Here is a 25,143-nt window from a genome sequence, read left to right on the forward strand (position 1 = left end):
CTCCCGTTACCGGCGCCGGCGGCTTACCAGGTCAGATGGACCCCAAGGCTTTCCAGCTCTTTCCAGTACTCAGGATAGGTCTTACCGACGCAGTCCGGGTCCTGAATCCTGATCCCCGAGACCTTCAAGCCCGCCAAGGCAAAGCACATCGCGATGCGGTGGTCGGCGTGGGTGTCGATCAGCGCGTTGCACGTGGTGCCCGCCAGGGCCGGATCGCTGGCCACCAGCAAATCATCACCTTCAATGGTCGCCAGGCCTGGGCGGATTTCATTCAGACCGTCATGCAGGGCCTGCACCCGGTCACATTCCTTGACCCGCAGGTTGGCCAGTTCGGTGAAGCGTACCGGCGTGTTGTTGAACGCGGCCAGTACGGCGAGGGTTGGAATGGCATCCTGCATCTGCGAGCCAATGACCACCGGCTGCATCTGCGGAAATTGCGCGATTACTGCCTGGGCCTTGGCGTCGGGCTGGGTGAAATCCTGTGGGGCGACACCGAGGTCGATGCGGCCACCGGTCAGCACTTCGGCAGCCCACAGATAGGTGGCGGCGGAAGCGTCAGGCTCGATCAGGTAGTCGTGTGCGGTGTAGCCGGTCGGGGCCACGCGCCAGGTGCTTTCATCGACGATGTCCACCTGGGCACCGAAGGCGCGCATGCAGTCCAGGGTCAGGTCGACATAGCCACGGGCGCCGATGTCCTTGCCGGTCAGCGCTACTTCAATCGGCGCTTCGCCGCACGCCGCCAGCATCAGCAGCGCCGACACATACTGGCTCGACAGGCCGCCGTCGATCTCGAAACGCTTGGCTTGCACGCGGCCAGTGCCATGGACGGTCACGGGGGGGCAACCGGTAGGGCTGTCGACCTGGATGCCATTCTGGCCGAGGGTCGCGAGCAGCGGGCCTATCGGACGCTTTTGCATGTAGGCGTCGCCATCCAGCACCACGGTGCCTTGCACGGTGGCCACGGCGGCGGTGAGAAAGCGCATCGCGGTGCCGGCGTTGCCGAGAAACAACGGCTGCCCCGGCAATTGCAGCTTGCCAATGCTGGTGACGACGAAGGTGGTGTCGTCCGGTTCATCGATCACCACGCCCATCTGCCGCAGGGCCACCGACATGTGGCGGGTGTCATCGCTTTTCAACGCGCCGCTCAGGCGGCTGGTGCCCTTGGCCAGGGCCGCCAACAGCAGGGCACGGTTGGTAATGGATTTGGAGCCGGGGGGCGCTACCTTGCCGTTCAGAGGAAAGTTGGGCGGTGTAACGGTCACGGTTTTCTGCGAACTCAAGGTACAAGGCTCCTGCTTCAAGGTGGGTGGCGTTTGGCGGACACGAATAATCGGCCAAACACGCTACCGTTGTCGAGCGGGGATCGTTCAGAGTCGCGGGTTATGGCGCCATGCGGCCATTCATGTCGCCATAGGTGAACGCCTTGAGCGCGTGCGTATCCAGTTGCCCGGTACGCAGGAAGCCTTCGGCGAGGCTGTGCATGGCGCCATACAGGAATTCGGCGATGCTCGAGCCGGCCGTGAGGCGGCGTACGCCCAAGGCTTGCAGCGTCTCGGGCGCGGGCAGGCCGGCCCAGGCCAGCACGTTGACCGGCAAGTTGGTCGCCTGGCAGAGCTGCTGGATTTCGTGCTCCAGGTGGATGCCGGCGGCAAACAGCCCGTTGGCGCCTGCGCCCTGGTACAACGCGGCGCGCTTGAGGAGTTCTTCAAGGCGCTGTGGCTCCGGGGCCAATCCTTTCAAATACACGTCGCTGCGGGCATTGATAAACAGCTTCACGCCACAGTTGTCCGCCACACGACGGGCGACTTCGATCTTGCGGGCCAGCAGTTCAGGCGTGCCGGCACCGTCCTCGATATTGACGCCGATGGCGCCCGCGTCGATTACGGCCTTGATCACCCGGCCCACGTGCTCCGGGTCGTCGGAATAACCGGCCTCGATGTCCACGCTCAGCGGCACGTCAATCACCCGGGCGATGGATTGCACGGTGCTGACCAGCAGCGGCAGCGGCAGCTGATTGCCGTCCTTGTAGCCGTGGGTCCAGGCAACGGCCGCGCTGCTGGTGGCGACGGCCTGGCTGCCCAGTTGCGCCACCAGGCGCGCGCCGCCGGCATCGGCGACGTTGGGCAGGATAAACAGTTGAGCATGGTGCAGGGCGTGGAAGGCGGTAGCGTGGGCGGTCATGGCGGGTCAGTCCTTTGAGTGGGCTTTGTTGTTGAAGGCGCCTGTCATATCAAGAATCGGCCCGGCATCGCAATCGATAACACACCACTGGTCGACATTTCCCACGTTGATGTCGATTGAGCGCCTGATGGATCGACTACAGGCAAAACAACCCGTCGAATCAGGAGAGTGATCATGTCTTACGTAGATGGCTGTGTCATCGCGGTGCCCACCGCAAACCGCGAACAATTCATCCAGCATGCCAAGGCCGCCGCCGTGGTGTTCAAGGACCATGGCGCGCTGAATATCATCGAGTGCTGGGGCGATGACGTGCCCCAGGGGCAGGTGACCTCGTTTCCCATGGCGGTCAAGCTCAAGGAGGATGAAACCGTGGTGTTTTCCTGGATCGTCTGGCCGTCGCGGCAGGTGCGTGACGCCGGGATGAGCAAGGTGATGGAAGACCCGCGCCTGAAGGCGGACGTCAATCCGATGCCGTTTGATGGGCAACGGATGATCTATGGCGGGTTTGAGATGATCCTGAACACCTGAGGCCAGGCGTTCATGGACGGCGGCTGTAGTCCGATCGCCTGTCGCAGGGTAGGACCGACGATAACTCTGGTGCAAGACCAGTGCGAAAGCTACGCAAAAACAAGGACATGACGCGATTTGTCTGACAGAACCGTCGGGTAGACAACCCGGTGAGGTGGGCTAAGTTCAAGCGCTTCCCATGAGGGGAAGTCTTCAATCAAGGAGTGACTGAAATGAACAAACCCCAGACTCAACTCAGGCATGGTCGCGTTGTGACACCCGCCAGCCGTGGCTCGGTGGCGGTAGAGCGTGGCCTGCTGGAAAACTGGCAAGTCAACGAAATGGAAGGCGGCAAGAACTTCCCGGCCCTCAACGCCGGGCCGTTTCCGGCACCTTACGAAACTGACGATCAGAGCGTCACGCCCCCCGCCGACGGGCACATCCTCAGCGGCGGCAAGACCGATGCCCGCGACTGTGTGAACTTCACCGACGAAGAAATGGGTAAGAAGCTCAACACCCCGTTTAACTGGCCGTTGTTGAATGTTGAAGCCGGCCAGGTATTCAAGGTGCAGTGGGCTTACACCGCCGCGCACGTGACCCGTGGCTATCGCTGGTTGATCACCAAGGACGGTTGGGACCCCAAGCAGCGCATCAGCCGTGCTCAACTGGAGGCCAAGCCTTTCTTCGAGGATTTCTACACCCAGGTGCCGTATTACCAGCACTCGGCAGAATTGAAGGCCAAGGTTGAACATCAAGTGACATTGCCCAAGGGCAAGAAGGGCCGGCATGTGCTGGTGTTGATGTGGATCGTGGCCAACACCGGCAATGCGTTCTATCAGGCGTTTGACGTCGATTTCAACTAGCCGCAACTGAACCTGGAGGCAAAACAAAATGTGGCGAGGGAGCTTGCTCCCGCTGGGCTGCGAAGCAGCCCTAAAAATCGGGGGCGCTTCGCACCCCAGCGGGAGCAAGCTCCCTCGCCACAGGTGTTGCGTTCAGCGCTGGGCCAACCAGTAGTCGTGCAACGCACGGGCGGCCGGTTCGATAGCGGCTACCCGTTGCTGATGGGCATTTACATCCAGGTCTGCCGGCAGTTCAAAGTTGTCCTGCTCGGCGCACCAGGAAATCTTTTCCAGTTGCCCGGCCTGTTCGGCAGGCAGCTCTGGCCAGTTGCCGATAGCGGCGCCACGGATATAACCAAAGCACCATTCTTCCGCCAGGGTCAGTGGCTGGTCCTGATGCTCGGTTTCCTCGAAACGTGCCTTGAAACCCTGGGCGTCGGTCGCCAGTTGCGTGGCAATGGCGTTCATATGGCGCACGCACAGTTCAAGGAACTGCCCGGCTTCTTCCGGGCTTTCCCAATCCGGGTTCTGCCCACCAAAGATACCGGGAAACCATTCGGCAACCTCCACCTGCGCGGGGCTTGAAACCAGGGCGGTGAAGTAACCGTCGAGCTCGGCCAGGTTCAGCACCGAGTGGTCGTCGCCGTACTTGAGCAGGGTGTCGTCGATGAACTCGAAATCGGCGGGGGCGAGGGGTTGGTCGTGCATGGGCATATCCTTTGTGCGTGGAACGCCGCTGATGGGGCGGCTTAAAGCGCGGAGGATGGCGCGTGTCGGGGTTTTAATCCAGCTTCTTCAACGCTTTTCCCACAGGACGCACAGCTTGCTCATGCACATCGAACCTGCCACCGCGAGAATGATCGGCACCAGGAAGTCATGGTCGATGCGGGTGAATTCCGCCACCAGCACGATTGCCGTCAACGGCATGCTCATGCTCGATGCCAGGAACGCCGCCGCACCGATGATCGCGAACGCCCCCAGCGGCACGCCGGGCCACAGCAGGCTCCAGGCGCCGCCGAGGATGATGGCGAGCAGGGCGCCGTTGGCCAGCGCCGGGGTCAGCAAACCGCCTTCGGCACCGGCGCGCAGGCTGCTCGCCGTGATCAGTACCTTGACCACCAGCAGCACCGCGGCAAGGCCGATGGTCAGCTCATTGTCAAAGCCCAGTTGCGCCGGGCCCTTGCCGTTGCCGAGGATCTGCGGCAGGAAAATCGCCAGGCCCCCGATGATCGTGAAGTTGATCAACGACAGTACCGGCAACCGCCAGCCACGGGCGGCGTTGCTGCGGGCCGCGCCGGTCAGCCGGTTGAATCCGTAGGCGGCCAGGCCAAACACCGGCCCGCAGGCCAGCGCCCAGGCGATCAAGCCAGGGCTGAGCACAAAGTGCGGCACCACGTATTGCGCCTCTGCGCCCAAGCCAATCCAGGCCACCGACGCGCCGATGGCCGAGGTGGCCAACGCAATCACTGCCGCCGGCCAACTGAACACACCCACCAACACTTCGAGCACAAACACCGCGCCGCCCAACGGCACGTTGTACACCGCCGCCAGCCCGGCGCCCGCACCGCAGGCGACGATCAGTCGGTGCATGTCCGGCGCCAGTCGCGCCCGCTGTGACAACCAGGTGGCGGCCAGCGCGCCGACTTCCCGTGGCGCCACTTCACGGCCCAATGGCGAGCCGAGGGCCACAGTGATGATTTGCAGCACGGCGTGGGCGAGGGTGGTCTTGGGCGGCATGATCGGTGCCTGGGCGGAGACCGCTTGCTTGATGCTAACCAACGGGCGGCCATAGCGGTAGATCAACCACCAACCCACACCGGCCACCAGGCCACAGGTGATCAGCACCAGCACCCGGCGTTCGGGCGCGGCGGCGGTGACGCCGAGCAAAAAGGTTTCATGGCTGATCAGGCTGTCGAGGCTGTAGCCGTAGGCCAGATGCTGGATGCCGTGCAGCAGCAAGGCGAGGAGCATGCCGCCCAGGCCGGCGCCGATGCCGGTGAAGATGACGACAAGTGCGAGAATCAGCAGCGAACGGGTTTTTGAGGGCATGAAGGGTCCAGGGAGCCGGGTTTCCGAGCCCGATTCTATAGCGCAATGGTGACGCCATAGCCCCGAGATGTAATGCACATGCGCGAACTGGCCTTCCACAACATTGCATTACGTTCAGATTACTTTAACGGCCCGGCCAATTGCCTGAATCGGACCTGTCGGCTTGCCGGTTTTCGACCCGCCGGGATTTTCCAGGGTCAGCTCAAACAGCTGGTTCGGCGCCAGTGGCGGGAGTTTGTCCAGGGGCACAGATAACGTCTGTCCAGGCTTGACCAATCCCAGCGACACCGGGCCTTGCCAGTCTTCGCCCTTGGTCCAGAACTGCAGCGTCTTGTCTGCCGGTACTTCCATGATGCCCAGTGGAATCAGCTGGATTTCCTGGGTATTGCTCGCCTGGATTACCCAGCCCGGGGCCTGGTTTTGCGGGGCTACCAGCACCACCACATACGCGGTCGGGTTGATGGCGGCCGTACGGGTCAACAGCAGTGTCGCCAATACCAGGCTCGCCGCGATGCCGGCGCCGGCCAGTCCGCGCCACAACGCCAGCCTGTTCCACCATGAGACCGGCGAGTCCCGGGTGGCTGAATGCCCCAGGCTGCGCTCGATGCGTCGCCATAAATACATCGAAGGCGTTGCCGGGGCGGCCTGTCCAGTCAGTGGCAGCAGGCGCTGTTCCCAGGCGTCCACTGCCGCACGCAAGTCGGCATCGGTGGCCAGGCGCTGTTCCACCTCGGTGCGTTGCTCGGTGGGCAAGGTGCCCAGCACATATTCGCTGGCCAGTTCGTCGATGCTGTTCATGCCATGCACTCACGCAATGCCGCGAGGCTGCGTTTGATCCACGCTTTCACGGTACCCAGCGGGGTGCCGAGTTTGTGCGCGATTTCGCTGTGGGAATAACCGTCTACATACGCATGCAGGATGCAGTTGCGGCGGGCCGGGTCGAGTTGTTCGAGGCAGCTGTAGATCCGCGCCGAGTGCGCCTGATAGTCGAAGGTGTCAGCGCGCTCTGCGCTTTCATGCTCTTCGCTGAGGGGCACTTCGCGTCCATTGCTGCGCACGGCATTTAGCGCCAGGTGCCGGGTCACGCTGTATACCCAGCCGCGGGCCGAGCCTCTGTGCGGGTCAAAACTGGCCGCGCCGTTCCAGACCTTGATGAAGGCGTCATGCACGATATCTTCGGCCACCGCCTTGTCACGCACGATGCGCAACGCGACCCCCAGCAGCCGGCTGCTTTCCTGTTGATACAGCCGGCGCAAGGCCGGTTGTTCGCCACGGGCGCAGGCCAGCAGGCAGGCTTGATAGTCAAAATCGGCTTCAGGCAAAGACAGGTTTCCAGGTGGAGGCCCCGGCGGTGAGCCCGGGGCGCTTTCGCAGCAGCGTAGACGAATCTGGTCAGTTGGCCGCCCAGAAGATGTAGTCGGCCTGGTACTTGACCACTTCCTGCTTGCCCTTGTTGGCCGCCGTGCATTCCGTGCCTGGCGCAACGCCGCCCTTGAGGGCCACCCGCTGGATATACGCGACGCCACTCATCGCGCCCTTGCCTTCGGCGGGGTTGGCCTTGACCAGTTGATAAGGCAGGTTGCCAGGGCTGGACGGCGCCACGGCCAACTGGGTGCCGGTGACTTTCGAACCGTCCTTGGCCTGCCAGGTGGCCGGCGGGCCGAAGTAGCTACCGACCTGCTGGCCGCTGCGGTCATTGAGCACCGCCTTGGGACCGACGAAAAACCATTCGGTCTGGCCGGCAGCATTGGCCTTGTCCCGGCATTCGTAGGTGATTTCGCCGACTCCGGTGGTTTCTATGGTCACCTTGTGGCCGTCCGGCACCTTGATGCTGTCGGGTAAACCGGTCTGGGCAAAGGCAGTCGGTGCAGTGGCGAACAGGCAGGTCACGCAGAACAGGGCTTTGGCGTTCATCGGTATCTCTCCATAAGGGCAGCAAGGCGCTGCTACCTGTACTACCCACGGCACGCGCAAACGGATGCAGCGATTAGAAAATAAATCTTCAAGGGCGCACACTGTGGGCCCCCGCACTACCAGAGGAGAGATTGACGATGACCGGTGTTCACAAGTCTGCTCAACAGGGTTTCTCTACTCAGGCCGTCACGTACGCCCAAGGCCGGCCGGACTATCCACGGCAACTTACGGGTTGGCTCACCGACGCCCTGCAGATCAATCCCCACTCCACGGTCATCGACCTGGGCGCCGGCACCGGCAAGTTCACCCGCTTGCTCAGCACCGTGGCGCCGACGTTGATCGCAGTGGAGCCGGTGGAGGCAATGGGCGCGCAGTTGCACAAACTGCTGCCCCAGGTGCGCCTGCTGTCGGGCACCGCTGAAGCCATCCCCCTGGAGGCGGCCACCGCTGATGCCCTGGTGTGTGCCCAGGCGTTCCATTGGTTTTCCACGGAAGCGGCCCTGGCGGAAATTCACCGGGTGCTCAAGCCGGACGGTCGCCTGGGGTTGATCTGGAATGTGCGGGATGAGTCGGTGGACTGGGTCGCGGCCATCACCGAAATCATCACGCCCTACGAGGGCGACACACCGCGCTTTCATACCGGGCGTTGGCGCGAGGCCTTTACCGGCGAGTATTTTTCCGCCCCCGAAATGACCTGCTTCCCCTACAGCCATGTCGGCAGCCCCCAGGAAGTGATCATGGACCGCTTCCTTTCCGTGAGCTTTATCGCCGCATTGCCACCGGCAGAAAAGGCGCAGGTCACTGAGCAGTTGCAGTCGCTGATCAACACGCATCCGGCCTTGCGCGGCCGTGAGACGGTTGCGTTTCCGTACCAGACCCAGGCTTACCGCAGCCAGCGGCTGACCAGAAAGGCATAAAGTCAGATCGTTTTGATATAAGTAGTTATAAGAAAAATCGCTATGCTGCGGCCAGAATTTTATAAGGCCGCAGGTAGTGGTAATGGATGTAGGTAATTTTGGTTTCTCGATTGCTGGCCTGATTGTTGGATTTATCGTGGGAATGACCGGTGTAGGCGGGGGCTCGTTGATGACGCCGATCCTGCTCTGGTTCGGCATCAACCCGGCCACCGCCGTGGGCACCGACCTGTTGTACGCCGCCATCACCAAGTCCGGCGGGGTGCTGGTTCACAGCAAGAATCGCAACATCGACTGGACCATCACCGGCTGGCTGACCCTGGGCAGCGTGCCCGCCGTGTTGCTGACCTTGTGGTTTCTCAAGAGCCTGGACACCGACCCCGCCGCCTTGAACGCGGTGATCAAGCAGTCCCTGGGCGTGGTCTTGCTGCTGACGGCCACGGCGATCCTGTTCAAGAACAAGCTGCTGGCCTTTGCCCAGCGGCATGCCGGCGACGACTACAAGATGGCGCCGCGCAACCTCAATGCGCTGACCATCATCACCGGCGCTGTCCTCGGTACCATGGTGGCCCTGACCTCCATCGGCGCCGGTGCCCTGGGCACGGTGGCGCTGTTTATCCTGTACCCGTTCCTGGCCACCAAGCGCCTGGTGGGTACCGAAATCGCCCACGCCGTGCCGCTGACCCTGGTCGCCGGCCTCGGCCACGCCAGCATGGGCAACATGGACTGGACCCTGCTGGGCTTCCTGTTGCTGGGCTCGCTGCCGGGGATTTATGTCGGCAGCCACATGGCCGGCAAGGTCCCGGACGGGATATTGCGTCCTTGCCTGGCGTTCATGCTGGTGATGATCGGCTTCAAGCTGGCGTTTTAACGCGCCGGCCCATTGCCGATCTGCCACACAAACGGCGGCTCGGTGCGGTTGATCACCCAGTCGCCGACAATCCGCGCCTTGTAGATCACCGGGTTGTGGGACGACACGGTGCGGGCGTTGCGCCAGTGCCGGTCGAGAGCTTTGCCCTGGCGCACATCCGAAGCCCCCAGTGCGTTGAACAGTTCAGTGGTGGCGCGCTGGATCAGTTCCGAGACTACCACCTGCGCCGTGGCTGATTCGATTTCGGCGGCCACATTGGCTTCGTGCTCCACGGCATCGTCCCCACCGAACCGCGCCACATAAGCCCGCTGCGCTGGAACTGCGGCTTTCAATGCGCTGGCTTCGGCGGCGTATACCAGTGCTGCAACTTCACCCACCACCTGCTGAATCTGCGAGTCCTGGCTCACATGGGCGGCATTGCCATGGCTGTAGATCCGTTTGCGGCTGCGCACCTGATGCGCCACATCCTTGAGGGCCGCGCGGCCGATGCCGGCGAGGGTGGCGAGCAGCACCAACTGATAGAACGCAGTCTGATATTTGAAGCGCGTGGCAAAGTCGATGACGTTTTCCGCCTCCACCACCGCATCGGTAAAACGCGAGGTGCCGCTGCCGGTGGTACGTTGGCCAAAGCCGTCCCAGTCATCGCTTTGCGCCACGCCGGGCTGGCGGGTGCGGGTGGCGGCAATCACATCGCCGCCGGTGTCGCTGCGTTGGGCGTAGACGTCGATCCAGTCGGAAAACAGGCTGCCGGTGCTGTAGAACTTTTCACCGTTGAGTTTCCATTTGTCGCCGTCGGGGCTGACTTTAGTGACGACATCGCCGATGGCCACGCTGCCGATTTCGGTCCAGGCGCAGCCCACGATGTCACCGTCGACAAAGCGTTTGAACCAGAGGTCTCGCGCCGCGCCGGGGGCGGCATTCAGGCGGTCTTCGGCAAACGCGAAGTGCCCGCGCAGGGCCTGGGGCACGTTGGAGTCGGCTTCGGCCAGTTCGATCAGCAGTTCGAATAGCTGAGGCAGGGAGGCGCCGCCACCGCCGTATTCCACCGGGACGCGCACGGCGCCAAAGCCGGCTTGCTTGAGCCATTGGATCGGCTCGTAGGGCAGGGCGCGGGTTTGTTCGCGCTCTAGGGCACCCTCGGCGATGCGCTGGAAAATCGGCCGGAAGCGTTCGGCCAGGGCGTGATAATCGACGCCGGTGGACAGTGGATTGATCACGTGATGTTCGGTCATGGGGACGGTTCCTGGGCAGTGAGATAGGTGAGCTATTGCACGGTCCATGCCGGGCGCGAAGGCACGTATTTACGGGACGGGTGCCGATTCAACTGTTGTTCCTGCAACAGCAAAACGACAAACCGCTGCAATCCATGACAGCTCGGAACAGGCTGCTTTTCGCCTGTTTCCGCGCTCGAAGGCCGGTAGTGCGGGCCTCTCACGCCCACTGGCACAGTTGCTGCTCCACACCTCGTACATGCCAATCCGCGAGGTACAGTCCAATGAGTCAGCAAGCCGTCAAATTTGCCTACTGGGTGCCCAACGTCAGCGGGGGGCTGGTGGTCAGCAAGATCGAACAGCGCACCCACTGGGGCATCGACTACAACCGCAAGCTGGCGCAGTTGGCTGAAGAAGCCGGCTTTGAATACGCCCTGACACAGATTCGTTTCACCGCCGGTTATGGCGCCGAATACCAGCATGAGTCGGTCGCGTTCAGCCATGCGTTGCTGGCGGCCACCACCAAGCTCAAGGTGATCGCGGCAATCCTGCCGGGCCCCTGGCAACCTGCGCTGGCGGCCAAGCAACTGGCAACCATCGACCAACTCACTAACGGCCGCGTTGCCGTCAATATCGTCAGCGGCTGGTTCAAGGGCGAGTTCCAGGCCATCGGCGAACACTGGCTGGAGCATGACGAGCGTTATCGCCGTTCCGAGGAATTCATCCGCGCCCTGAAAGGCATCTGGACCCAGGACAACTTCACCTTCCGGGGTGATTTCTACCGCTTCGACAACTACAGCCTCAAGCCCAAGCCACTGGGCGAGCCCCACCCGGAAATCTTCCAGGGTGGCAGTTCGCGGGCCGCGCGGGACATGGCGGCACGGGTGTCGGACTGGTACTTCACCAACGGCAATACCCCGGAAGGCATCAAGGCCCAGGTCGATGACATTCGCGCCAAGGCGGCGGCCAATAACCATTCGGTGAAAGTCGGTGTGAATGCGTTTGTGATCGCTCGCGACACCGAGGAAGAAGCCCGCGCCGTGCTCGCGCAAATCATCGAGCAGGCCGACCCGGAAGCCGTCAACGCGTTTGGCGATGCGGCGAAACAGGCGGGCAAGGCGTCACCGGAAGGTGAGGGCAACTGGGCCAAGTCGACCTTCGAGGATCTGGTGCAATACAACGACGGCTTCAAGACCAACCTGATCGGCACCCCGCAGCAGATTGCCGAGCGCATCGTCGCCTTGAAGGCGGTCGGCGTGGACCTGGTACTGGCCGGCTTCCTGCACTTTCAGGAAGAAGTGGAATACTTCGGCAAGCGTGTATTACCGCTGGTGCGCGAACTGGAAGCCAAGGCCGGGATCAAGCAAGTCGCCTGAACACCACCACCGCTGCCCGCAATTTGTTATTGCCGAACCGGCACATTCGCTCGAACTCCCCATGGCTGACCGGCAGGTGCTGGCAGTCCATGGGCTGGCGATGCTGGCTGTGGTCCACGTCCGGGTCGTGCAGGTACACGAAGTCTTCGTCGCAGTCGGTGACGATTACCCAGTGGGGTGACTTGGAGCGGGTCAGCCGGTAGCTGCTGATCAACACCAGCGGCTGGCCGCCTTCGCGCAGCACCTGGGGTAAATCCAGCGGGCCGCCGAGCACTTGCTCAACGTCGCTCAAGGCCAACTCTTCCTCGAAGGCGTCATGCACCAAACGCATGACGTCTTTTTTATGCTGATCACGCACCCCGTCGAGAAACAACGGCCCGCTGACATTGACCTGCATGCGCACCCGAAAGCCCCGGCGCCAGGCGGCCAGCGCCAAACCCTGGGGGCTGCAGCCGCCATGGCCGGCGGTCATGAACACGGTGGTTGCCTCGCGCCAGATCTGCAGTTCTTCCCGGCGCTGGGCCACCCGCGCAGGTTCCAGGGCACCCATGGCCATCAGCAGGCTGGCGGCGCCGCAGGTGAAGTCGGTGGTTTGCTGGTAGTAGGGCACGCTCAAGGCGCGCGCGTCCTGGTGCTGGAGGATGCGTTTCTCCAGGCGCAGGGCCGGGGCGTGGTCTTCGTAGTAGTCGTTGACCAGGGCAAAGCGCCGGTAGCCGTTGCGCTCATACAGGGCGATGGCGCCGGGGTTGTCGGTACGCACTTCCAGGCGCAGGTAGGCGCAGTCATGCTCCACCGCACAGGCTTCGATGCGCGTCAGCAGTTGTTTGCCCAGGCCCAGGCCCCGGGAAGACTCGGCGATGGCGATGGAGTACAGGCGCGCCAGCGAGGTGCCACGGTGGAACAACACCAGGGCGTAGCCCAGCAATTCGCCGTGTTTTTCTGCCACCAGCAGTTGCCCGTGGGCGCGACTGACCATCCACTGGAAGCTACGGGTGGAGAGCCGGTCCGTGGTGAAACAGTGCTGTTCCAATGCCACCAATGCAGGCACGTCATCGGGTGTTGCAACGCGAAAGGAAAGAGCCATATGACCGCCGTAAAAGTTGCGTAACGAAACGGGACTTCTCTAAAAGATCGTGCTTAATAGAAAAGGTCTAGTTCTCTAAAGCGGATCAATCAATATGTCAGCGGTACAAGGTCATTGGCGTGAAGTATCCGAGCAAACAGTGGCGGCGACAATAACTTCCAACGGTTATTTTTCCAGCCCTCCCAAGAGTGCAAGTCAAGTCGTGATCATTGTCGAGCGCAAGGAAGACTGGGCCTCGTACTTCCCCAGCGAAGACATCGTCACCGCCCAGGAATACCTTGAGCAAACCCGGGAAAACGAGACGGGCAAGCGCGTGCAGGTGATCAACCTGTGCCGCAGCTACAAGTACCTGGGGCACGGCTATTACTGCTCGCTGCTGGCCGAGGCGCGGGGGCACAAGGTGATTCCGTCGGTGCGCACCATCAGCGAACTGACGAAAAAGTCCCTGTACGGCCTGGCCCTGGATGACCTGGATAAAACCCTCGATAAAGCCTTGAGTCATCATCTCTACAGCAACACCGAAGGCTTTACCCTGACACTTTACTTTGGCCGGACCAATATTGAACCCTTGCAGGATCTGGCCCGCCAATTGTTTGAAGCGTTTCCCTGCCCGATCCTGTTAGTTGAGTTTCGCAAGAATAACGGCTGGCACATCGAAGGCATCAAGTCTGGCGTATTGCACAAGTTGCGTGATGACCAGGAAGACCAATTCGCGAATGCCCTGGACAACTTCAGCCGCAAGATCTGGCGTCAACCGCGCTCCCGCCGTCTGGCCCGCTATGACCTGGCGATCCTGCACGACCCGCAGGAACAACTGCCGCCGTCCAACGCCCGCGCCCTGGAAAATTTCGTCCGGGTCGGCAAGGGGCTCGGCATCGACGTGGAACTGATCGAACGCAAGGACTACGCCCGCCTGGCCGAATACGACGCCCTGCTGATCCGCGAGACCACCAGTGTCGACAACCACACCTATCGCTTCGCGAAAAAGGCCGAAAGCGAAGGGCTGGTGGTGATGGACGACCCGGCCTCGATCCTGCGCTGTACCAACAAGGTCTACCTCACGGACCTGCTGAAAAGCCATCAACTGGGCATGCCCGCCACCGAAATTCTCTACAAGGAGCGACCCGAAGATTTCGAAAGGGTGGGTGAGCGCCTCGGCTTCCCGCTGGTGCTGAAGATCCCCGACGGGTGTTTCTCCCGCGGCGTGATCAAGGTCGAAAGCCAGCAAGCGCTGCTGACCGCCACCGCCGAACTGTTCGAGCATTCCGTGTTGCTGCTGGCCCAGGAATTTTTCTACACCGAGTACGACTGGCGCATCGGCGTCCTCAACCGCAAACCGATCTTTGCCTGCCAGTACTTCATGTCCAAGGGGCATTGGCAGATCTACAACCACAAGGCCATCGGCCAGGACATTAACGGCGAGTGCCGCACCCTGGCGGTTCACGAAGCCCCCAAGGCGGTGGTGGAACTGGCGGTAAAAACCGCCAACCTGATCGGCGACGGCCTGTACGGCGTCGACCTCAAGCAGTCCGGCGACAAGGTGGTGGTGATCGAGGTCAACGACAACCCCAACATGGACGCCGGCATCGAAGATGCCTACCTGCAAGACGACTTGTATTCCCTGGTACTGGAAGAGTTCGTGCGACGCCTGGAGTTGAAGCGTCAAGGCCAGGTGTGGTGACGCGCGATGATCCAGCGCTTTGAATTAACCGATGGCAAGTTGTACAACAGCCTGGGGGACGGCGGGGATGTCTTGCTGTTCAGCAATCCTGACCCCCACGAGCGCAAGTACCTGCGCGACTGCTACAAGCTCGATGAACATGCCCTGGCCTCGGCGCTGGACCCGGACGAAGTGTCGCGCATCGAGTTCCACCCCGATAACCTGTTCCTGATCTGGAAGCGCCCGGAGAACTATTCGGGCGGCGGCAACCTGGTGTTTGAAGTGGCGTCCTGCGGCCTGCTGTTTTCCGGGGACCAACTCCTGGTGATCGCCACCGACGACAGCCAGCTCTCCGGGCTGGGTGCGCGCCGGCCATTGCGCACGCCGCTGGATGTGTTGCTGGACTTGCTGCTCAACAACATCCATCACTACCTGGGCCACCTCAAGGTGATCAAGATGGTCGCCCGGGAACTGCAGCAGCAGTTCAATGCATCGATGAGCAATCGCCACCTGATGCAGATGTTCAACCTCAGCGAAAGCCTGATCTATTACATCAACGCCCTGCACAGCAACGGCGCGGTGCTGACGCGCCTGCGCAACCATGGGGAAAAGGAACATTTCAGCGCCGAAACACTGGGCCTGATCGATGACCTGATCATCGAGAACAACCAGTGCTACAAGCAGGCGGAGATTTACTCCAACGTGTTCTCCGGGCTGATCGACGCCCGGGGCAACCTGATGAACAACAGCATGAACAACCTGCTGCGCAAGCTGACGTTGATCAACGTGGTGTTCCTGCCGCTGAACCTGATCGCCAGCGTGGGCGGGATGTCGGAGTTCAGCATGATGACGGCGGGCACGCCGTGGTGGATTTCGTACCCGTTGTTCATGGCCGCGATGGGACTCGGGGCGGGGTTGATGGTGCTGGGGTTGAAGCGGATTGCGGGGAGTGGTGACAAGGCAGTATGACTAAAATCCTGAATATCACTGAGGTCTAAATGTGGGAGCGGGCTTGCTCGCGAAAGCGGTGGATCAGTCACTGTAGATGGCGACTGTCACACCGCTTTCGCGAGCAAGCCCGCTCCCACAGGGGATGTGCGCCATTCAGACGTCCGGCTGCAACGTCAGCACCTCAAACCCATCCCGCGTCACCGCCACGGTATGTTCCCACTGCGCCGACAAGCTGTTGTCCCGCGTCACCACCGTCCAGCCATCCTTCAAGCTGCGCACCTTGGCGCTGCCCTGGTTGAGCATCGGCTCAATGGTAAACACCATGCCTTCACGCAGTTCGAGCCCGGTACCGGGGCGGCCGAAGTGCAGGATCTGCGGGTCCTCGTGCATCTCGCGGCCAATGCCATGCCCGCAATATTCACGCACCACGCTGTAGCCGTTGCTCTGGGCATGGTTCTGGATGGCGTAGCCGATATCCCCCAGGCGTGCGCCGGGCTTGACCTGGCGGATGCCGGCCCACATCGCTTCAAAGGTCATTTCCACCAGGCGCCGGGCCTTGGGCGAGACATTGCCGATCATGTACATCTTGCTGGAGTCGGCGATATAGCCGCCTTTCTCCAGGGTGATGTCGATGTTGACGATGTCGCCGTCCTTGAGCACGACCTTGGCGCTGGGCATGCCATGGCACACCACCTCGTTGATCGAGGTATTGATGCAGAAGGGGTAGTCGTACTGGCCCAGGCTCGCCGGTCGCGATTGCAGGTCATTGCGGATGAAGGCTTCCACCGCGCTGTCGATCTCCAGGGTCGACTGGCCGGCGGCGACAAAACCATCGAGCATGGTAAACACCTGGGCCAACAGGCGGCCGGATTCGCGCATCACGGCAAGTTGTTCGGTGGTCTTGATCATTCGCTGCGCCCCCGGATCAGGTCGGGCTTGTCCAGCAACAGTTTGTTGATCAGGTCGTTATAGGCCAGGTGTGGATTGAGTTCGGCGAGCAGGCCGATCTTGATCCAGAACTCGGCCTGGGCGTTGATGGAACGGTCCATGGTGGCGCTGGCCAGACGGAGTTGTTCGTGCAATTGGTCGGTGATCTTGACGATGCCCATGAGCTTCACTGTGCAGAGTTGATATACAAAGCGTATACGTTTCGTATGCTCTACGTAAAGCCTGGCGTTTCGCCATTGACTTGCCCGGTGGCGCCGGTTAATTTTGATTCATGACATTTCAAACCGTTCGTTGCCAGCCAAGCATTATTACCGCCATTCCTCATTTGGCGGGATAGCGCTCGGCTGTACCCAAACCCGCCCTAGAGGCGGGTTTTGTTTTTCCGTCTCCAGGGCCCTGCAAACACCCAGGAGACATCCATGAGTACCCGCCCCGCGAGCCAGCCCCAGGATTCGGGATTGCTTGAGCACTATGTGAAGAAGATCCTGGCCGCCCCGGTCTACGACCTGGCGGTGCGTACGCCGTTGCAGGTGGCGCCGGCGCTGTCGGCATTGCTGGGCAATCAGATCCTGCTCAAGCGCGAAGACCTGCAACCGACCTTTTCCTTCAAGATTCGTGGCGCCTACAACAAACTGATGCAGCTCAGTGCCGAGCAAAAGGCGCGGGGCGTGATCACTGCTTCTGCGGGTAATCATGCCCAGGGCGTGGCATTGGCGGCGCGGGAGTTGGGGATCAAGGCGACGATTGTCATGCCGTGCAGCACCCCGGAGTTGAAAGTGTTGGGCGTGCGCTCCCGAGGCGGCGAGGCGGTGTTGCACGGGGCCAGCTTTCCGTTTGCCCTGGCCCACGCGTTGCAACTGGCCGAGGCCACCGGCAGCACCTTTGTCTCGCCGTTCGACGACCCGGACGTGATTGCCGGGCAGGGCACCGTGGGCATGGAAGTGCTGCGCCAACAGCAGGGCCCGCTGGACGCGATCTTTGTCCCCGTGGGCGGCGGCGGGTTGATCGCCGGTATCGCGGCCTACGTCAAATACCTGCGCCCCGAAGTGCGCATCATCGGCGTCGAGCCCGAAGGCTCCAGTTGCCTGCTGGCAGCCTTGCGCGCAGGGAGCCGGGTGGTGTTGCCGAGTGTCGACAGCTTTGCCGATGGCACGGCCGTGGCCCAGATCGGCGCCTATGGTTTTGAAATCTGCCGGCACCATGTGGATGAAGTGATCACCGTCAGCAATGACGAACTGTGCAGTGCCATCAAGCTGATCTACGACGATACGCGCTCGATCACTGAGCCTTCAGGTGCCCTGGCTGTCGCCGGTATCCGCAAGTATGTCGGGAAGACTGGCCTCCAGGGGCAAACATGGGTGGCGATCAACTCCGGGGCCAATATCAACTTCGATAGTTTGCGGCATGTTGCTGAACGAGTGGCTGCTCAGACAGGTTAAACGTTTAACCTAAAGACTGTTTAATTTAGTTACATTCATCCGTTTGGATAGTGGTTATGAAGGCGTAAAAAAGTTTGTTGCGGGCACTTATAGCGAGCGGTCTTTCAATTTGCATGATGCCAAGGGAGGCTCATTGCAAGACGCATGAATCGACGGCACGTAATTTTGTCCGAAAGCCCCGATTTGTCTGGGGCGCAGGGCAGTGCGTATGGCGGCACGTTTAATGCTTTATAAGATCCTGTTACAACTCTGAATGAGCTACAAGCACGACGGTTCATACCTCAAACGGGAGGGTTGATGGCGGTCTGCCACGTAACTTATATAAGTAATGTCGTCGCTTATGAGGAAAGGATCCAACGCATTTCGAGCGAGCCTAGTACGCTGGGTAAGCAAAGCCGTCTGCCAGGGCTGGTCAGGCGCAAACGGCGAGCGTGTCACCGCGTTCGCCAGCCGTACGAATAAAGAATATTGATAACAATCGATTGGCAATCTCATAAAAGGAGAGGTCGGCCATGCTTTCGGATCTGGAATTACGCGGCATTATTGAAGGAAGTTTTCTGCCTAAGCGCTGTGAAGTCACCAAGGCGCCAGACGCCTCGCTGACGGTGAAGGTTTATCACGAGATCGACCATGACCGGGTCGACTTGGTGGTCACCGGCATTTGCGCGAACAAGCTCGACAGCAGTCGGGCGATCTGCAATTTGATTACCGAGTTGCGTGAAGACCTCAAGCACACCCACACCCATGCCCCGGCCCTCAAACGAGCCGGTGCGCGTCCTTTCTATTAAACGGACGTCTATTAAACGGACGGTTGAGCTTCAATCAGTGAAGACTTGCGGGCCTGGAGAAACGCCAGGCCCAACGCCGTTTCCGTGATCACCGCCAGCAAAATCCCCGGGCCCGCATGGCCGCTGATCCATTCGCTGATCCCCAACATCGCCAGCACAAAACAGCCGATCGCAAAGCCGGAGGTCATGGCATGCCGTGTCGCATCAGGTGGGGAATGGCGGGCGCGGTAAAACATGATGCCAATGGCCAGGAACAGCGCGGCGTTGCGTCGGGCGACCAGGCCGGTGGCACTGGAGTATTCAACACTCCACACCCACAGGAGCAGGTCCGGGCGCAAACCCCAGATCAGCGCGAGGGCAAAGCACAGCAGGGCAGTGAAGGTAGCGAGGGGACGGAAGTGCACTTGCATGGCGAATCCTTTCAGCCGTAACGAGCGCTCAAGGATACCCCTGTAGGAGCGAGCTTGCTCGCGAAGAACGCAAGGCCCGCGTACATTCAGGATGCCCGCGTTTCGCTGGAGTCTTTCGCGAGCAAGCTCGCTCCTACAAAAAAGCCGATCGGTTCAATTCTGGAAATCACAGGCTTCCGACAGTTTGCGATAGCCCACGTCCTGGACTTTCCCTTGACTGTCCACGAACTTGATATCGGCCTTGATCACCTTGCATTCATTGGTATCGGTTTCATGCATGGCAAGCACCTTCTGCACATCCATCTTCTCGCCGTAGTGATAAGGCGTGACGACGGGTGCGGTGTCAGCCTGCGCCATCCCCGTTACAGCCGTCAGGGCCAGTGCAGCACCGAGCATTAACGTACGCAGTTTCATGGTGTTTCTCCGCAAGTCGTTCGCAGGCTCAACAACGTGATGAGCCGCGGCCGCCCTGGGCAACGGTTGGAGCCGTGCGAGTGCGGTCGAATCAACTGTCTTCCCGGGGGATTAACCATCGATTAAGTGAGGCTTTACTGACAAAAGCTTCATCTTCATGGGGGCGTGGGCTGCGTGAGGGAAGCATCTATTACGCCTTTTTTTATCACCTCACAACCTGTCAACTCTGACAGTTGTCTGTCCTGGGAACTGTGCCATAACTAGGTTGCCCCGGCGCTTGAAACGTCTCACCCGCCGGCCATCAAACTGGCCTCCAAGGAAAGAATAGCCATGAACAATTTGATCAACCGCACGCTGGTTCTCGCGATGGCGGGTGCAACTGCCTATACAGGCGCTGTCAGCGCAGCAACATTCGTCGGTGAAGGCACGGCTGCCGGGAAGCAATGTGTTTCCTTGGCGGTCAACAACTCGGGCGTTGTGGTGGGTACCTGTACCCCGGGCACTACTTCGGGGCCATCCGTGGCGTGGGTCGCGTCCACGGCAGGCACTGAAGTTCCGCTACCGCCATTGGTGAGTGGCCAAGGCTGCACCGCCGTGGCTATAGACAATAACGGACAAATAGCGGGCTCATGCAAAATGGCAGACAATCGAGCCACCGCCGTCATCTGGAACAGCGCTACGCCGGGCGCTGCGCCGGTGGCGTTGCAAGCCGTCTCGGTATTGGGCACTGGATTACTGCCTGAGGCGCGCACTGTCATTAGTGCCTTCAACCAGAGCGATGTATTGGCCGGGGCGAGCTTAAGCGGTACCGGTGACGCAACGGCAGTGTTGTGGTTTTCCGGGAGTACAGCCCCGCTTCAAGTGTCCGCCCTGCACGACAACTGCTTTCCCGCCGACATCAACAACACGCCTATAAACGGTGTGCCCACCGTTGCGCTCGACTGCCCGAATCCTGCGTCTGGCAACACCGTCGCCAAAGTCGTGCAGAAAACCGGGCTACTGGGCACCTTGGTCACGACGCCCTTGACCACACCTGCCGGTAGCACGGGCTGCAGCGTAAGCAGCGTAAACAATGCAGTGCAGTTGCTGGGCACTTGCCACTTCTCGGCGCCGGATGTGCCCCAAGCCGTCTACTGGCCCAATCCAAGCGCCACGCCGGTTCAGTTGAGCAGCATCAGCGGTGTATCGGGGGCACCTCGAATCACCGGTTTGCGGTTGAACAATAACGGGCATGCCGTTGTGTCGTACCAGGACAGCAATGGCCATCATCTGTTGGCCTTCTGGACGCCTTCGTCGGGCAGCACTCAGTTGATCCCGCCGTTGGCAGGCGGCACACATATAGGCTTCGTGGATTTGAGTGATAACGACGTCGTGGCACTGACCAGCGAAAATGCCGGCGAGTATCACCAGGCCGCCACCTGGACTTCTGCGGCGGGAACCGTGGCCATTCCACAGTTCGGCGGCGGTCAGGAAAGCGGTCTGACGGCGATATCCCCGAACGGCACTTATGTGGCAGGCGGTGCTGAAGACAGCACGGGCACCGACGATGCAGTCGTTGCAACGCTGCCATAGAAAAAGGCTCACCGGTTTACCGGACAAGTCTGATACAGCCAAGTTAATCGCTTTTGCTACCGTCGCCGCCAGGCCCATCAATCGGATGGCGTTGGCATTGGGTGGAGTTGGTTTGCAAAAGAAAATCGCAGCAGAGTTTCTAGGGACGTTCTGGTTGACCTTCTGCGGGTGCGGCAGCGCGATACTGGCCGCGGCGTTTCCGGAACTCGGGATCGGCTTCGCCGGTGTCGCCCTGGCCTTTGGCTTGACGGTGCTGACGATGGCCTACGCGGTGGGCAGTATTTCTGGTGCACACTTCAACCCGGCGGTGACCATCGGCCTATGGGTGGGGCGCCGGATGCCGGGCGTTGACGTGGTGCCGTACATCATTGCCCAAGTCGCCGGTGCGATTGTCGCCGCCGCCGTGTTGGCGCTGATCGCCAGTGGTCGTCCGGGGTTTGAAGTGGGCGCTTTCGCCGCCAACGGCTATGGCCAATTGAGCCCCGGGCATTACAGCCTGCTGGCCGCGTTGGTGGTCGAGGCGGTGGCGACGTTCTTTTTTGTGTTCATCATCATGCGTGTCACCGGCCCGGGTTCGGCTGTCGGGTTTGCGCCGATTGCCATTGGCCTGACCCTGACGCTGATTCACCTGGTGGCCATCCCCGTCACCAACACCTCGGTCAACCCGGCGCGCAGCACCGGGCCGGCATTGTTTGCCGGCGGGGAATACCTGATGCAGTTGTGGCTATTCTGGGCGGCACCGATAGCGGGTGCGGTGGTGGGCGCCATCGTTGCCCGGGCGGTTACCCGCGCTAGGGAAGCGTGAGCCTACCAGCTCATGCGTACCTGCGCATTACCGCTGAAACCCTCCAGCGTATAGCTGTCCAACTGGGTCTCCTCACATCTTCCAGAATTGCCTTTGTATCGACGGGCGTTGCGCCTGGAACCAACGTGGCCAACACGATCCCGTGCTGCGCAAACCAAGTATCCGGCTCATGCTGGCCACTTCAATAGTGCAAATTCACCCCTATGCGTGTATGTCCGACAGCTTTTCTCGCTCCCGTGCGGCAACTGATTCCATTTGCAGAGGTGCCGTTACAGAAACCCGCAGGGAATCCGGGTTGAGTGGCGCTCTTTTCTGGGCTCAAAGTTTTCAATGGGGCATAGGGTGCTACAGACTCAATGGACACATATTCCCATGCAATAGACTTCAGGTCTGTCGTGGTATCCAGTGGCGTTGCGCGAGCAACCGACGTGGCCAACACTATCCCTACGAACAAGCCAATCTTGATGTTTTTCATAAAATCTCCCGGCAACACAATGACGTCAGCGCCACTTCCTTGCGCACGAGGCGTAACCGGAGTCTTGACCCGAAAACCACGACTGACAACTGTCAAAGTTGACAGGTTGTGGAGGAAAGGAGAAAGGAGTAAATGAGTTGCCCCCGCAGCGCGCGGGGGCAGGCGGGGCTAGTTCAATTGCTGGCGGTAGGGCAGGTCCGGACCGGTCTTGCTGCAGGTGAGTGCCGCGGCGCGGATAGCGAAGGTGAGCATGCTGCTGATCTGCTCCCGGGTCAGCTGTTGCAGGCCCTCCACCGAGTCCAGTTGCTGCTCGGTCAGCCAGGCAATCAACGCGGCCTGGAAGGTATCGCCAGCCCCAACCGTGTCCGCCATGACCACCTTGACCGCTGGCGCCGACCAGCTGCCGTGCTGGCGGCTGAACACCGTGGCGCCGTCGCCGCCGCGGGTCAGGAACACCAGCTGGCAACGGTGCTGCAACCAGCCTTGCAGGACACTTTCCGGGGTTTGGCCGGGGTAGAGCAGGTGCAGGTCTTCGTCACTGACCTTGATCAGGTCGGCATGCTTGACCAGCTCGGCCACGCGGGCGCGCCACAGCTCGATGTTCGGCTCCGGGTTCAGGCGTACGTTGGGGTCGAGGCTGATCAGGCGCTTGCCGCTTTCCCGGCGTACCAGGGCCAGCAACGTGTCGGCAATCGGCTGCACCACCAATGAGAACGAGCCGACGTGTACGCCACGCACTTCGTCACCCAACACGGGCAGATGCTCAAGTTGCAACTGGCGGTCAGCGCAGCCTTCACCGCGAAAGCTGTATTGCGGTGAGCCATTGGCACCCACTGCGACCATTGCCAGGGTGGTGGGCGCTGAGAATTCCACGAGGTAATCCTCGCCCACGCCTTCGTCCTTGAGCACCTGCAACAGGCGTCGGCCCAGGTAGTCGTCGGAGATCCCGGCGAAAAAGCCCGCGTCGATTCCCAGTCGACGCAAGCCTACCGCGACGTTGAACGGCGAGCCGCCGGCAATCGCCTTGTAATTGACCCTGGATGCCTTGCCGCTGGCATCGTCCTCGCTGAAAAAATCAAACAGCGCTTCGCCACATACCAAATACATATTCGTTCGCTCTTAAAGGGATGCCACGTGCTGTTGATAACGCTCATAAGCTTGCTGGTAGGCGCTGACGCTGCCGGCATCCGGCAGTGTGCGGCTGGCTGCGTCGACGCTCACGCAGCGCTGGCACAACTGCGCCAGGCTTTCACCGGACTGGCACCACGCGGCCTGGATTGCCGCACCCAGGGCCGCCGCTTCGCTTTGTTCGGTGCAGACCACTTCGGTGTTCATGATATCCGCGACCATCTGCCGCCACACCGGGCTTTTCGAGCCGCCGCCGATCAGGCGGATGCTCTGGCTCTGCAGGCCGGTCTGGCGCAGCAGGTCCAGGCCATAGCGCAAGCCGAAGGTCGTGCCTTCGACCACGGCGCGGCACAGGTTGGCGCGGGTCAGATTGGTCATGGTCAGGCCGTGCAGGCTGCCGGTGGCGTGGGGCAGGGCGGGCACCCGCTCGCCATTGAGGAACGGCAGCATGCTCACGCCGTCGGCGCCGATCGGTGCCTGGGCCACCAGCGCGTTGAACGCCGCCAGGTCCAGGTCGAACAGCTCGCGGATGACCCCGGTGGCGTTGGTCAGGTTCATGGTGCAGATCAACGGCAGCCAGCCGCCGCTGGATGAACAGAAAGTCGCCACCGACGCCTGCGGGCTGACATTGGCCTGATCGGCAAAGGCGTACACGGTACCGGATGAGCCCAGGCTCATGGTGATCACGCCGGGGGCGATATTGCCGGTGCCGATGGCGCCCATCATGTTGTCGCCGCCGCCGCTGGACACCCGGGCGTTCGGGTTGATGCCCAGGCGCTCGGCGATGGCTGGCAGGATGGTGCCCACTGGCTGGTTGGCCTCGATCAACTCGGGCAGCGCAGCTTCCAGGCGCCCGTCGGGATCGATGTGGCGCAACAGTGCCAGGTCCCATTCACGGGTGCGCACGTTGAAATAACCGGTGCCGGAGGCATCGCCGTATTCGGCGCAGGCGCGGCCGGTGAGCCAGTAGTTGAGGTAGTCGTGGGGCAGCAGGATATGCGCGATGCGTGCGAACACCTCCGGGTGCTGTTCGCGGGTCCACAGCAGCTTGGACACGGTGTAGCCCGGCGCGATGGCCACGCCGAGGCGTTCCAGGGAGCCGCTTTCACCGCCCAGGTGTTGCAGCAGGCGATCATTTTCCGGCGCGGTTTCGGTGTCGCACCACAGCTTGGCGGGGCGCAGCACCTGGCCTTGGTCATCCAGCAACACCAGGCCGTGTTGCTGGCCGGAAACGCCGATGGCGAGGATGTCCTGGCCGTCCACCCCGGCCTGTTGCAAGGCGCGGTGAGTGGCTTCGGTAAACGCGTCCAGCCACTCCTGGGTGTGCTGTTCGCGGCGGCCATTGGCACCGCTGATCAGCGTGTGGCTGGCGGCGCCCAGGCCCAGGACTTTGCCGCTGCTGGCGTCCAGCACGATGGCCTTGGTGCCCTGGGTGCCGCAGTCGATGCCGAGGTAGAGGTTTTGCTGGGTCATGGTAGGTCGCTCAGCCTATTGTTATGGAGAACTCGGTCAATGTGGGAGCGGGCTTGCTCGCGAATAGGGTGTGTCAGTTATGCAAATATTGACTGATCCACCGCTTTCGCGAGCAAGCCCGCTCCCACACT

General features: G+C 61.3%; 26 protein-coding genes. 11 read left to right on the forward strand and 15 right to left on the reverse strand.

Annotation, left to right across the window (positions count from 1 at the left end; genetic code table 11):
- Window positions 1-23: 23 nt before the first annotated feature.
- Both aroA and ACIOMR_RS08480 read right to left on the reverse strand, forming a co-directional pair.
- Window positions 24-1,280 carry a 3-phosphoshikimate 1-carboxyvinyltransferase gene (gene aroA / locus ACIOMR_RS08475; protein WP_401193444.1) on the reverse strand — a complete coding sequence of 419 codons (1,257 nt, stop codon included), beginning with the start codon at window positions 1,278-1,280 and terminating at the stop codon, window positions 24-26.
- A 100-nt stretch (window positions 1,281-1,380) separates the two neighbouring features.
- A complete protein-coding gene (locus tag ACIOMR_RS08480) occupies window positions 1,381-2,181 on the reverse strand; it encodes an isocitrate lyase/phosphoenolpyruvate mutase family protein (protein WP_401193447.1) in 801 nt (266 codons plus the stop codon).
- Between the two features lie 174 nt (window positions 2,182-2,355).
- On the opposite strand from ACIOMR_RS08480, the gene ACIOMR_RS08485 reads away from it, so the two are divergent.
- Both ACIOMR_RS08485 and ACIOMR_RS08490 read left to right on the forward strand, forming a co-directional pair.
- Window positions 2,356-2,709, forward strand: a complete 354-nt coding sequence (locus ACIOMR_RS08485) for a DUF1428 domain-containing protein (RefSeq protein WP_003215254.1) — start codon at window positions 2,356-2,358, stop codon at window positions 2,707-2,709.
- Between the two features lie 212 nt (window positions 2,710-2,921).
- Window positions 2,922-3,551: a lytic polysaccharide monooxygenase auxiliary activity family 9 protein gene (locus ACIOMR_RS08490; RefSeq protein ID WP_177117397.1), complete on the forward strand. Its 630-nt coding sequence runs from the start codon at window positions 2,922-2,924 to the stop codon at window positions 3,549-3,551.
- Window positions 3,552-3,683: 132 nt separating this feature from the next.
- Here the strand turns inward: ACIOMR_RS08490 and ACIOMR_RS08495 are convergent, their stop codons facing one another.
- The 5 genes from ACIOMR_RS08495 to ACIOMR_RS08515 form a co-directional block, all read right to left on the reverse strand.
- The gene (locus ACIOMR_RS08495) at window positions 3,684-4,238 is read right to left on the reverse strand and encodes a UPF0149 family protein (RefSeq protein WP_008430812.1); all 555 of its coding nucleotides are present in this window, start codon (window positions 4,236-4,238) and stop codon (window positions 3,684-3,686) included.
- Window positions 4,239-4,325: 87 nt separating this feature from the next.
- Complete coding sequence (locus ACIOMR_RS08500; protein WP_087692701.1) at window positions 4,326-5,579, reverse strand: chloride channel protein; 1,254 nt, start codon at window positions 5,577-5,579, stop codon at window positions 4,326-4,328.
- A gap of 114 nt (window positions 5,580-5,693) precedes the next feature.
- Complete coding sequence (locus ACIOMR_RS08505; RefSeq protein WP_401193452.1) at window positions 5,694-6,377, reverse strand: anti-sigma factor domain-containing protein; 684 nt, start codon at window positions 6,375-6,377, stop codon at window positions 5,694-5,696.
- Window positions 6,374-6,901, reverse strand: a complete 528-nt coding sequence (locus ACIOMR_RS08510; RefSeq protein ID WP_102369177.1) for a sigma-70 family RNA polymerase sigma factor — start codon at window positions 6,899-6,901, stop codon at window positions 6,374-6,376. Before ACIOMR_RS08510 ends, ACIOMR_RS08505 begins: the two co-directional genes overlap by 4 nt.
- A 70-nt stretch (window positions 6,902-6,971) precedes the next feature.
- Complete coding sequence (locus ACIOMR_RS08515) at window positions 6,972-7,493, reverse strand: DUF3455 domain-containing protein (RefSeq protein WP_401193456.1); 522 nt, start codon at window positions 7,491-7,493, stop codon at window positions 6,972-6,974.
- Window positions 7,494-7,630: 137 nt separating this feature from the next.
- Between ACIOMR_RS08515 and ACIOMR_RS08520 the strand changes: the two genes are divergently transcribed.
- Window positions 7,631-8,410, forward strand: coding sequence for a class I SAM-dependent methyltransferase (locus tag ACIOMR_RS08520; RefSeq protein WP_087692698.1), 780 nt, complete (start codon window positions 7,631-7,633; stop codon window positions 8,408-8,410).
- 82 nt (window positions 8,411-8,492) lie between these two features.
- Window positions 8,493-9,278, forward strand: a complete 786-nt coding sequence (locus ACIOMR_RS08525) for a sulfite exporter TauE/SafE family protein (protein WP_008430805.1) — start codon at window positions 8,493-8,495, stop codon at window positions 9,276-9,278.
- On the opposite strand, the gene ACIOMR_RS08530 is transcribed toward ACIOMR_RS08525, so the two are convergent.
- Window positions 9,275-10,510: an acyl-CoA dehydrogenase family protein gene (locus ACIOMR_RS08530; protein WP_134326709.1), complete on the reverse strand. Its 1,236-nt coding sequence runs from the start codon at window positions 10,508-10,510 to the stop codon at window positions 9,275-9,277. The genes ACIOMR_RS08525 and ACIOMR_RS08530 overlap by 4 nt on opposite strands.
- 263 nt (window positions 10,511-10,773) lie before the next feature.
- Here ACIOMR_RS08530 and sfnG point away from each other — a divergent pair, with 263 nt between their 5' ends.
- Window positions 10,774-11,865, forward strand: a complete 1,092-nt coding sequence (sfnG, locus tag ACIOMR_RS08535) for a dimethylsulfone monooxygenase SfnG (RefSeq protein WP_087692696.1) — start codon at window positions 10,774-10,776, stop codon at window positions 11,863-11,865.
- Here sfnG and ACIOMR_RS08540 read toward each other — a convergent pair.
- The gene (locus ACIOMR_RS08540) at window positions 11,849-12,949 is read right to left on the reverse strand and encodes a GNAT family N-acetyltransferase/peptidase C39 family protein (RefSeq protein WP_003215276.1); all 1,101 of its coding nucleotides are present in this window, start codon (window positions 12,947-12,949) and stop codon (window positions 11,849-11,851) included. The genes sfnG and ACIOMR_RS08540 overlap by 17 nt on opposite strands.
- A gap of 94 nt (window positions 12,950-13,043) precedes the next feature.
- On the opposite strand from ACIOMR_RS08540, the gene ACIOMR_RS08545 reads away from it, so the two are divergent.
- Together ACIOMR_RS08545 and ACIOMR_RS08550 are read left to right on the forward strand one after the other, a co-directional pair.
- Window positions 13,044-14,630, forward strand: coding sequence for a RimK family protein (locus ACIOMR_RS08545; protein ID WP_003215278.1), 1,587 nt, complete (start codon window positions 13,044-13,046; stop codon window positions 14,628-14,630).
- A gap of 6 nt (window positions 14,631-14,636) precedes the next feature.
- Complete coding sequence (locus tag ACIOMR_RS08550) at window positions 14,637-15,578, forward strand: magnesium transporter CorA family protein (RefSeq protein WP_177022558.1); 942 nt, start codon at window positions 14,637-14,639, stop codon at window positions 15,576-15,578.
- Window positions 15,579-15,713: 135 nt separating this feature from the next.
- Here ACIOMR_RS08550 and map read toward each other — a convergent pair whose 3' ends face one another.
- Complete coding sequence (map, locus tag ACIOMR_RS08555) at window positions 15,714-16,469, reverse strand: type I methionyl aminopeptidase (RefSeq protein WP_401193464.1); 756 nt, start codon at window positions 16,467-16,469, stop codon at window positions 15,714-15,716.
- Entirely contained in the window at window positions 16,466-16,669 is a 204-nt protein-coding gene (locus ACIOMR_RS08560; protein ID WP_003215288.1) for a ParD-like family protein, read from the reverse strand. The genes map and ACIOMR_RS08560 overlap by 4 nt, the downstream gene beginning before the upstream one ends.
- 258 nt (window positions 16,670-16,927) lie before the next feature.
- Between ACIOMR_RS08560 and ilvA the strand changes: the two genes are divergently transcribed.
- Entirely contained in the window at window positions 16,928-17,947 is a 1,020-nt protein-coding gene (ilvA, locus tag ACIOMR_RS08565) for a threonine ammonia-lyase, biosynthetic (RefSeq protein ID WP_102369173.1), read from the forward strand.
- 512 nt (window positions 17,948-18,459) lie between these two features.
- Complete coding sequence (locus ACIOMR_RS08570) at window positions 18,460-18,735, forward strand: DUF1652 domain-containing protein (protein WP_063029815.1); 276 nt, start codon at window positions 18,460-18,462, stop codon at window positions 18,733-18,735.
- Window positions 18,736-18,746: 11 nt separating this feature from the next.
- On the opposite strand, the gene ACIOMR_RS08575 is transcribed toward ACIOMR_RS08570, so the two are convergent.
- Both ACIOMR_RS08575 and ACIOMR_RS08580 read right to left on the reverse strand, forming a co-directional pair.
- A complete protein-coding gene (locus tag ACIOMR_RS08575; RefSeq protein WP_102369172.1) occupies window positions 18,747-19,145 on the reverse strand; it encodes a hypothetical protein in 399 nt (132 codons plus the stop codon).
- Window positions 19,146-19,298: 153 nt separating this feature from the next.
- Window positions 19,299-19,559 carry a DUF2790 domain-containing protein gene (locus ACIOMR_RS08580; protein WP_008436118.1) on the reverse strand — a complete coding sequence of 87 codons (261 nt, stop codon included), beginning with the start codon at window positions 19,557-19,559 and terminating at the stop codon, window positions 19,299-19,301.
- A gap of 330 nt (window positions 19,560-19,889) precedes the next feature.
- Here ACIOMR_RS08580 and ACIOMR_RS08585 point away from each other — a divergent pair, with 330 nt between their 5' ends.
- On the forward strand, window positions 19,890-21,131 hold the full coding sequence (locus tag ACIOMR_RS08585; protein ID WP_401193469.1) for a hypothetical protein: 1,242 nt from the start codon (window positions 19,890-19,892) through the stop codon (window positions 21,129-21,131).
- Window positions 21,132-21,243: 112 nt separating this feature from the next.
- Window positions 21,244-21,936, forward strand: coding sequence for an aquaporin Z (gene aqpZ / locus ACIOMR_RS08590; protein ID WP_177022555.1), 693 nt, complete (start codon window positions 21,244-21,246; stop codon window positions 21,934-21,936).
- Between the two features lie 643 nt (window positions 21,937-22,579).
- On the opposite strand, the gene ACIOMR_RS08595 is transcribed toward aqpZ, so the two are convergent.
- Window positions 22,580-23,518, reverse strand: a complete 939-nt coding sequence (locus tag ACIOMR_RS08595) for a carbohydrate kinase (RefSeq protein WP_401193472.1) — start codon at window positions 23,516-23,518, stop codon at window positions 22,580-22,582.
- Between the two features lie 12 nt (window positions 23,519-23,530).
- Window positions 23,531-25,012 carry a xylulokinase gene (gene xylB / locus ACIOMR_RS08600; RefSeq protein ID WP_177070080.1) on the reverse strand — a complete coding sequence of 494 codons (1,482 nt, stop codon included), beginning with the start codon at window positions 25,010-25,012 and terminating at the stop codon, window positions 23,531-23,533.
- Window positions 25,013-25,143 lie beyond the last annotated feature (131 nt).

This window comes from Pseudomonas sp. NPDC087814, from assembly GCF_044742865.1.
In the GTDB taxonomy this organism is placed as follows: domain Bacteria; phylum Pseudomonadota; class Gammaproteobacteria; order Pseudomonadales; family Pseudomonadaceae; genus Aquipseudomonas.

Bases quoted from the DNA above. Each gene is read 5' to 3' on its own strand.
- ACIOMR_RS08550 (WP_177022558.1), top strand. From the start codon at position 14,637: ATGATCCAGCGCTTTGAATTAACCGATGGCAAGTTGTACAACAGCCTG.
- ACIOMR_RS08560 (WP_003215288.1), bottom strand. From the start codon at position 16,669: ATGGGCATCGTCAAGATCACCGACCAATTGCACGAACAACTCCGTCTG.
- ACIOMR_RS08485 (WP_003215254.1), top strand. From the start codon at position 2,356: ATGTCTTACGTAGATGGCTGTGTCATCGCGGTGCCCACCGCAAACCGC.
- ACIOMR_RS08575 (WP_102369172.1), bottom strand. From the start codon at position 19,145: ATGCAAGTGCACTTCCGTCCCCTCGCTACCTTCACTGCCCTGCTGTGC.
- ACIOMR_RS08595 (WP_401193472.1), bottom strand. From the start codon at position 23,518: ATGTATTTGGTATGTGGCGAAGCGCTGTTTGATTTTTTCAGCGAGGAC.
- ACIOMR_RS08480 (WP_401193447.1), bottom strand. From the start codon at position 2,181: ATGACCGCCCACGCTACCGCCTTCCACGCCCTGCACCATGCTCAACTG.
- ACIOMR_RS08585 (WP_401193469.1), top strand. From the start codon at position 19,890: ATGAACAATTTGATCAACCGCACGCTGGTTCTCGCGATGGCGGGTGCA.
- ACIOMR_RS08530 (WP_134326709.1), bottom strand. From the start codon at position 10,510: ATGACCGAACATCACGTGATCAATCCACTGTCCACCGGCGTCGATTAT.
- ACIOMR_RS08580 (WP_008436118.1), bottom strand. From the start codon at position 19,559: ATGAAACTGCGTACGTTAATGCTCGGTGCTGCACTGGCCCTGACGGCT.
- map (WP_401193464.1), bottom strand. From the start codon at position 16,469: ATGATCAAGACCACCGAACAACTTGCCGTGATGCGCGAATCCGGCCGC.
- sfnG (WP_087692696.1), top strand. From the start codon at position 10,774: ATGAGTCAGCAAGCCGTCAAATTTGCCTACTGGGTGCCCAACGTCAGC.
- ACIOMR_RS08540 (WP_003215276.1), bottom strand. From the start codon at position 12,949: ATGGCTCTTTCCTTTCGCGTTGCAACACCCGATGACGTGCCTGCATTG.
- ACIOMR_RS08490 (WP_177117397.1), top strand. From the start codon at position 2,922: ATGAACAAACCCCAGACTCAACTCAGGCATGGTCGCGTTGTGACACCC.
- ACIOMR_RS08545 (WP_003215278.1), top strand. From the start codon at position 13,044: ATGTCAGCGGTACAAGGTCATTGGCGTGAAGTATCCGAGCAAACAGTG.
- ACIOMR_RS08505 (WP_401193452.1), bottom strand. From the start codon at position 6,377: ATGAACAGCATCGACGAACTGGCCAGCGAATATGTGCTGGGCACCTTG.
- ACIOMR_RS08570 (WP_063029815.1), top strand. From the start codon at position 18,460: ATGCTTTCGGATCTGGAATTACGCGGCATTATTGAAGGAAGTTTTCTG.
- ACIOMR_RS08500 (WP_087692701.1), bottom strand. From the start codon at position 5,579: ATGCCCTCAAAAACCCGTTCGCTGCTGATTCTCGCACTTGTCGTCATC.
- ACIOMR_RS08495 (WP_008430812.1), bottom strand. From the start codon at position 4,238: ATGCACGACCAACCCCTCGCCCCCGCCGATTTCGAGTTCATCGACGAC.
- ACIOMR_RS08525 (WP_008430805.1), top strand. From the start codon at position 8,493: ATGGATGTAGGTAATTTTGGTTTCTCGATTGCTGGCCTGATTGTTGGA.
- ACIOMR_RS08515 (WP_401193456.1), bottom strand. From the start codon at position 7,493: ATGAACGCCAAAGCCCTGTTCTGCGTGACCTGCCTGTTCGCCACTGCA.
- ACIOMR_RS08520 (WP_087692698.1), top strand. From the start codon at position 7,631: ATGACCGGTGTTCACAAGTCTGCTCAACAGGGTTTCTCTACTCAGGCC.
- ilvA (WP_102369173.1), top strand. From the start codon at position 16,928: ATGAGTACCCGCCCCGCGAGCCAGCCCCAGGATTCGGGATTGCTTGAG.
- xylB (WP_177070080.1), bottom strand. From the start codon at position 25,012: ATGACCCAGCAAAACCTCTACCTCGGCATCGACTGCGGCACCCAGGGC.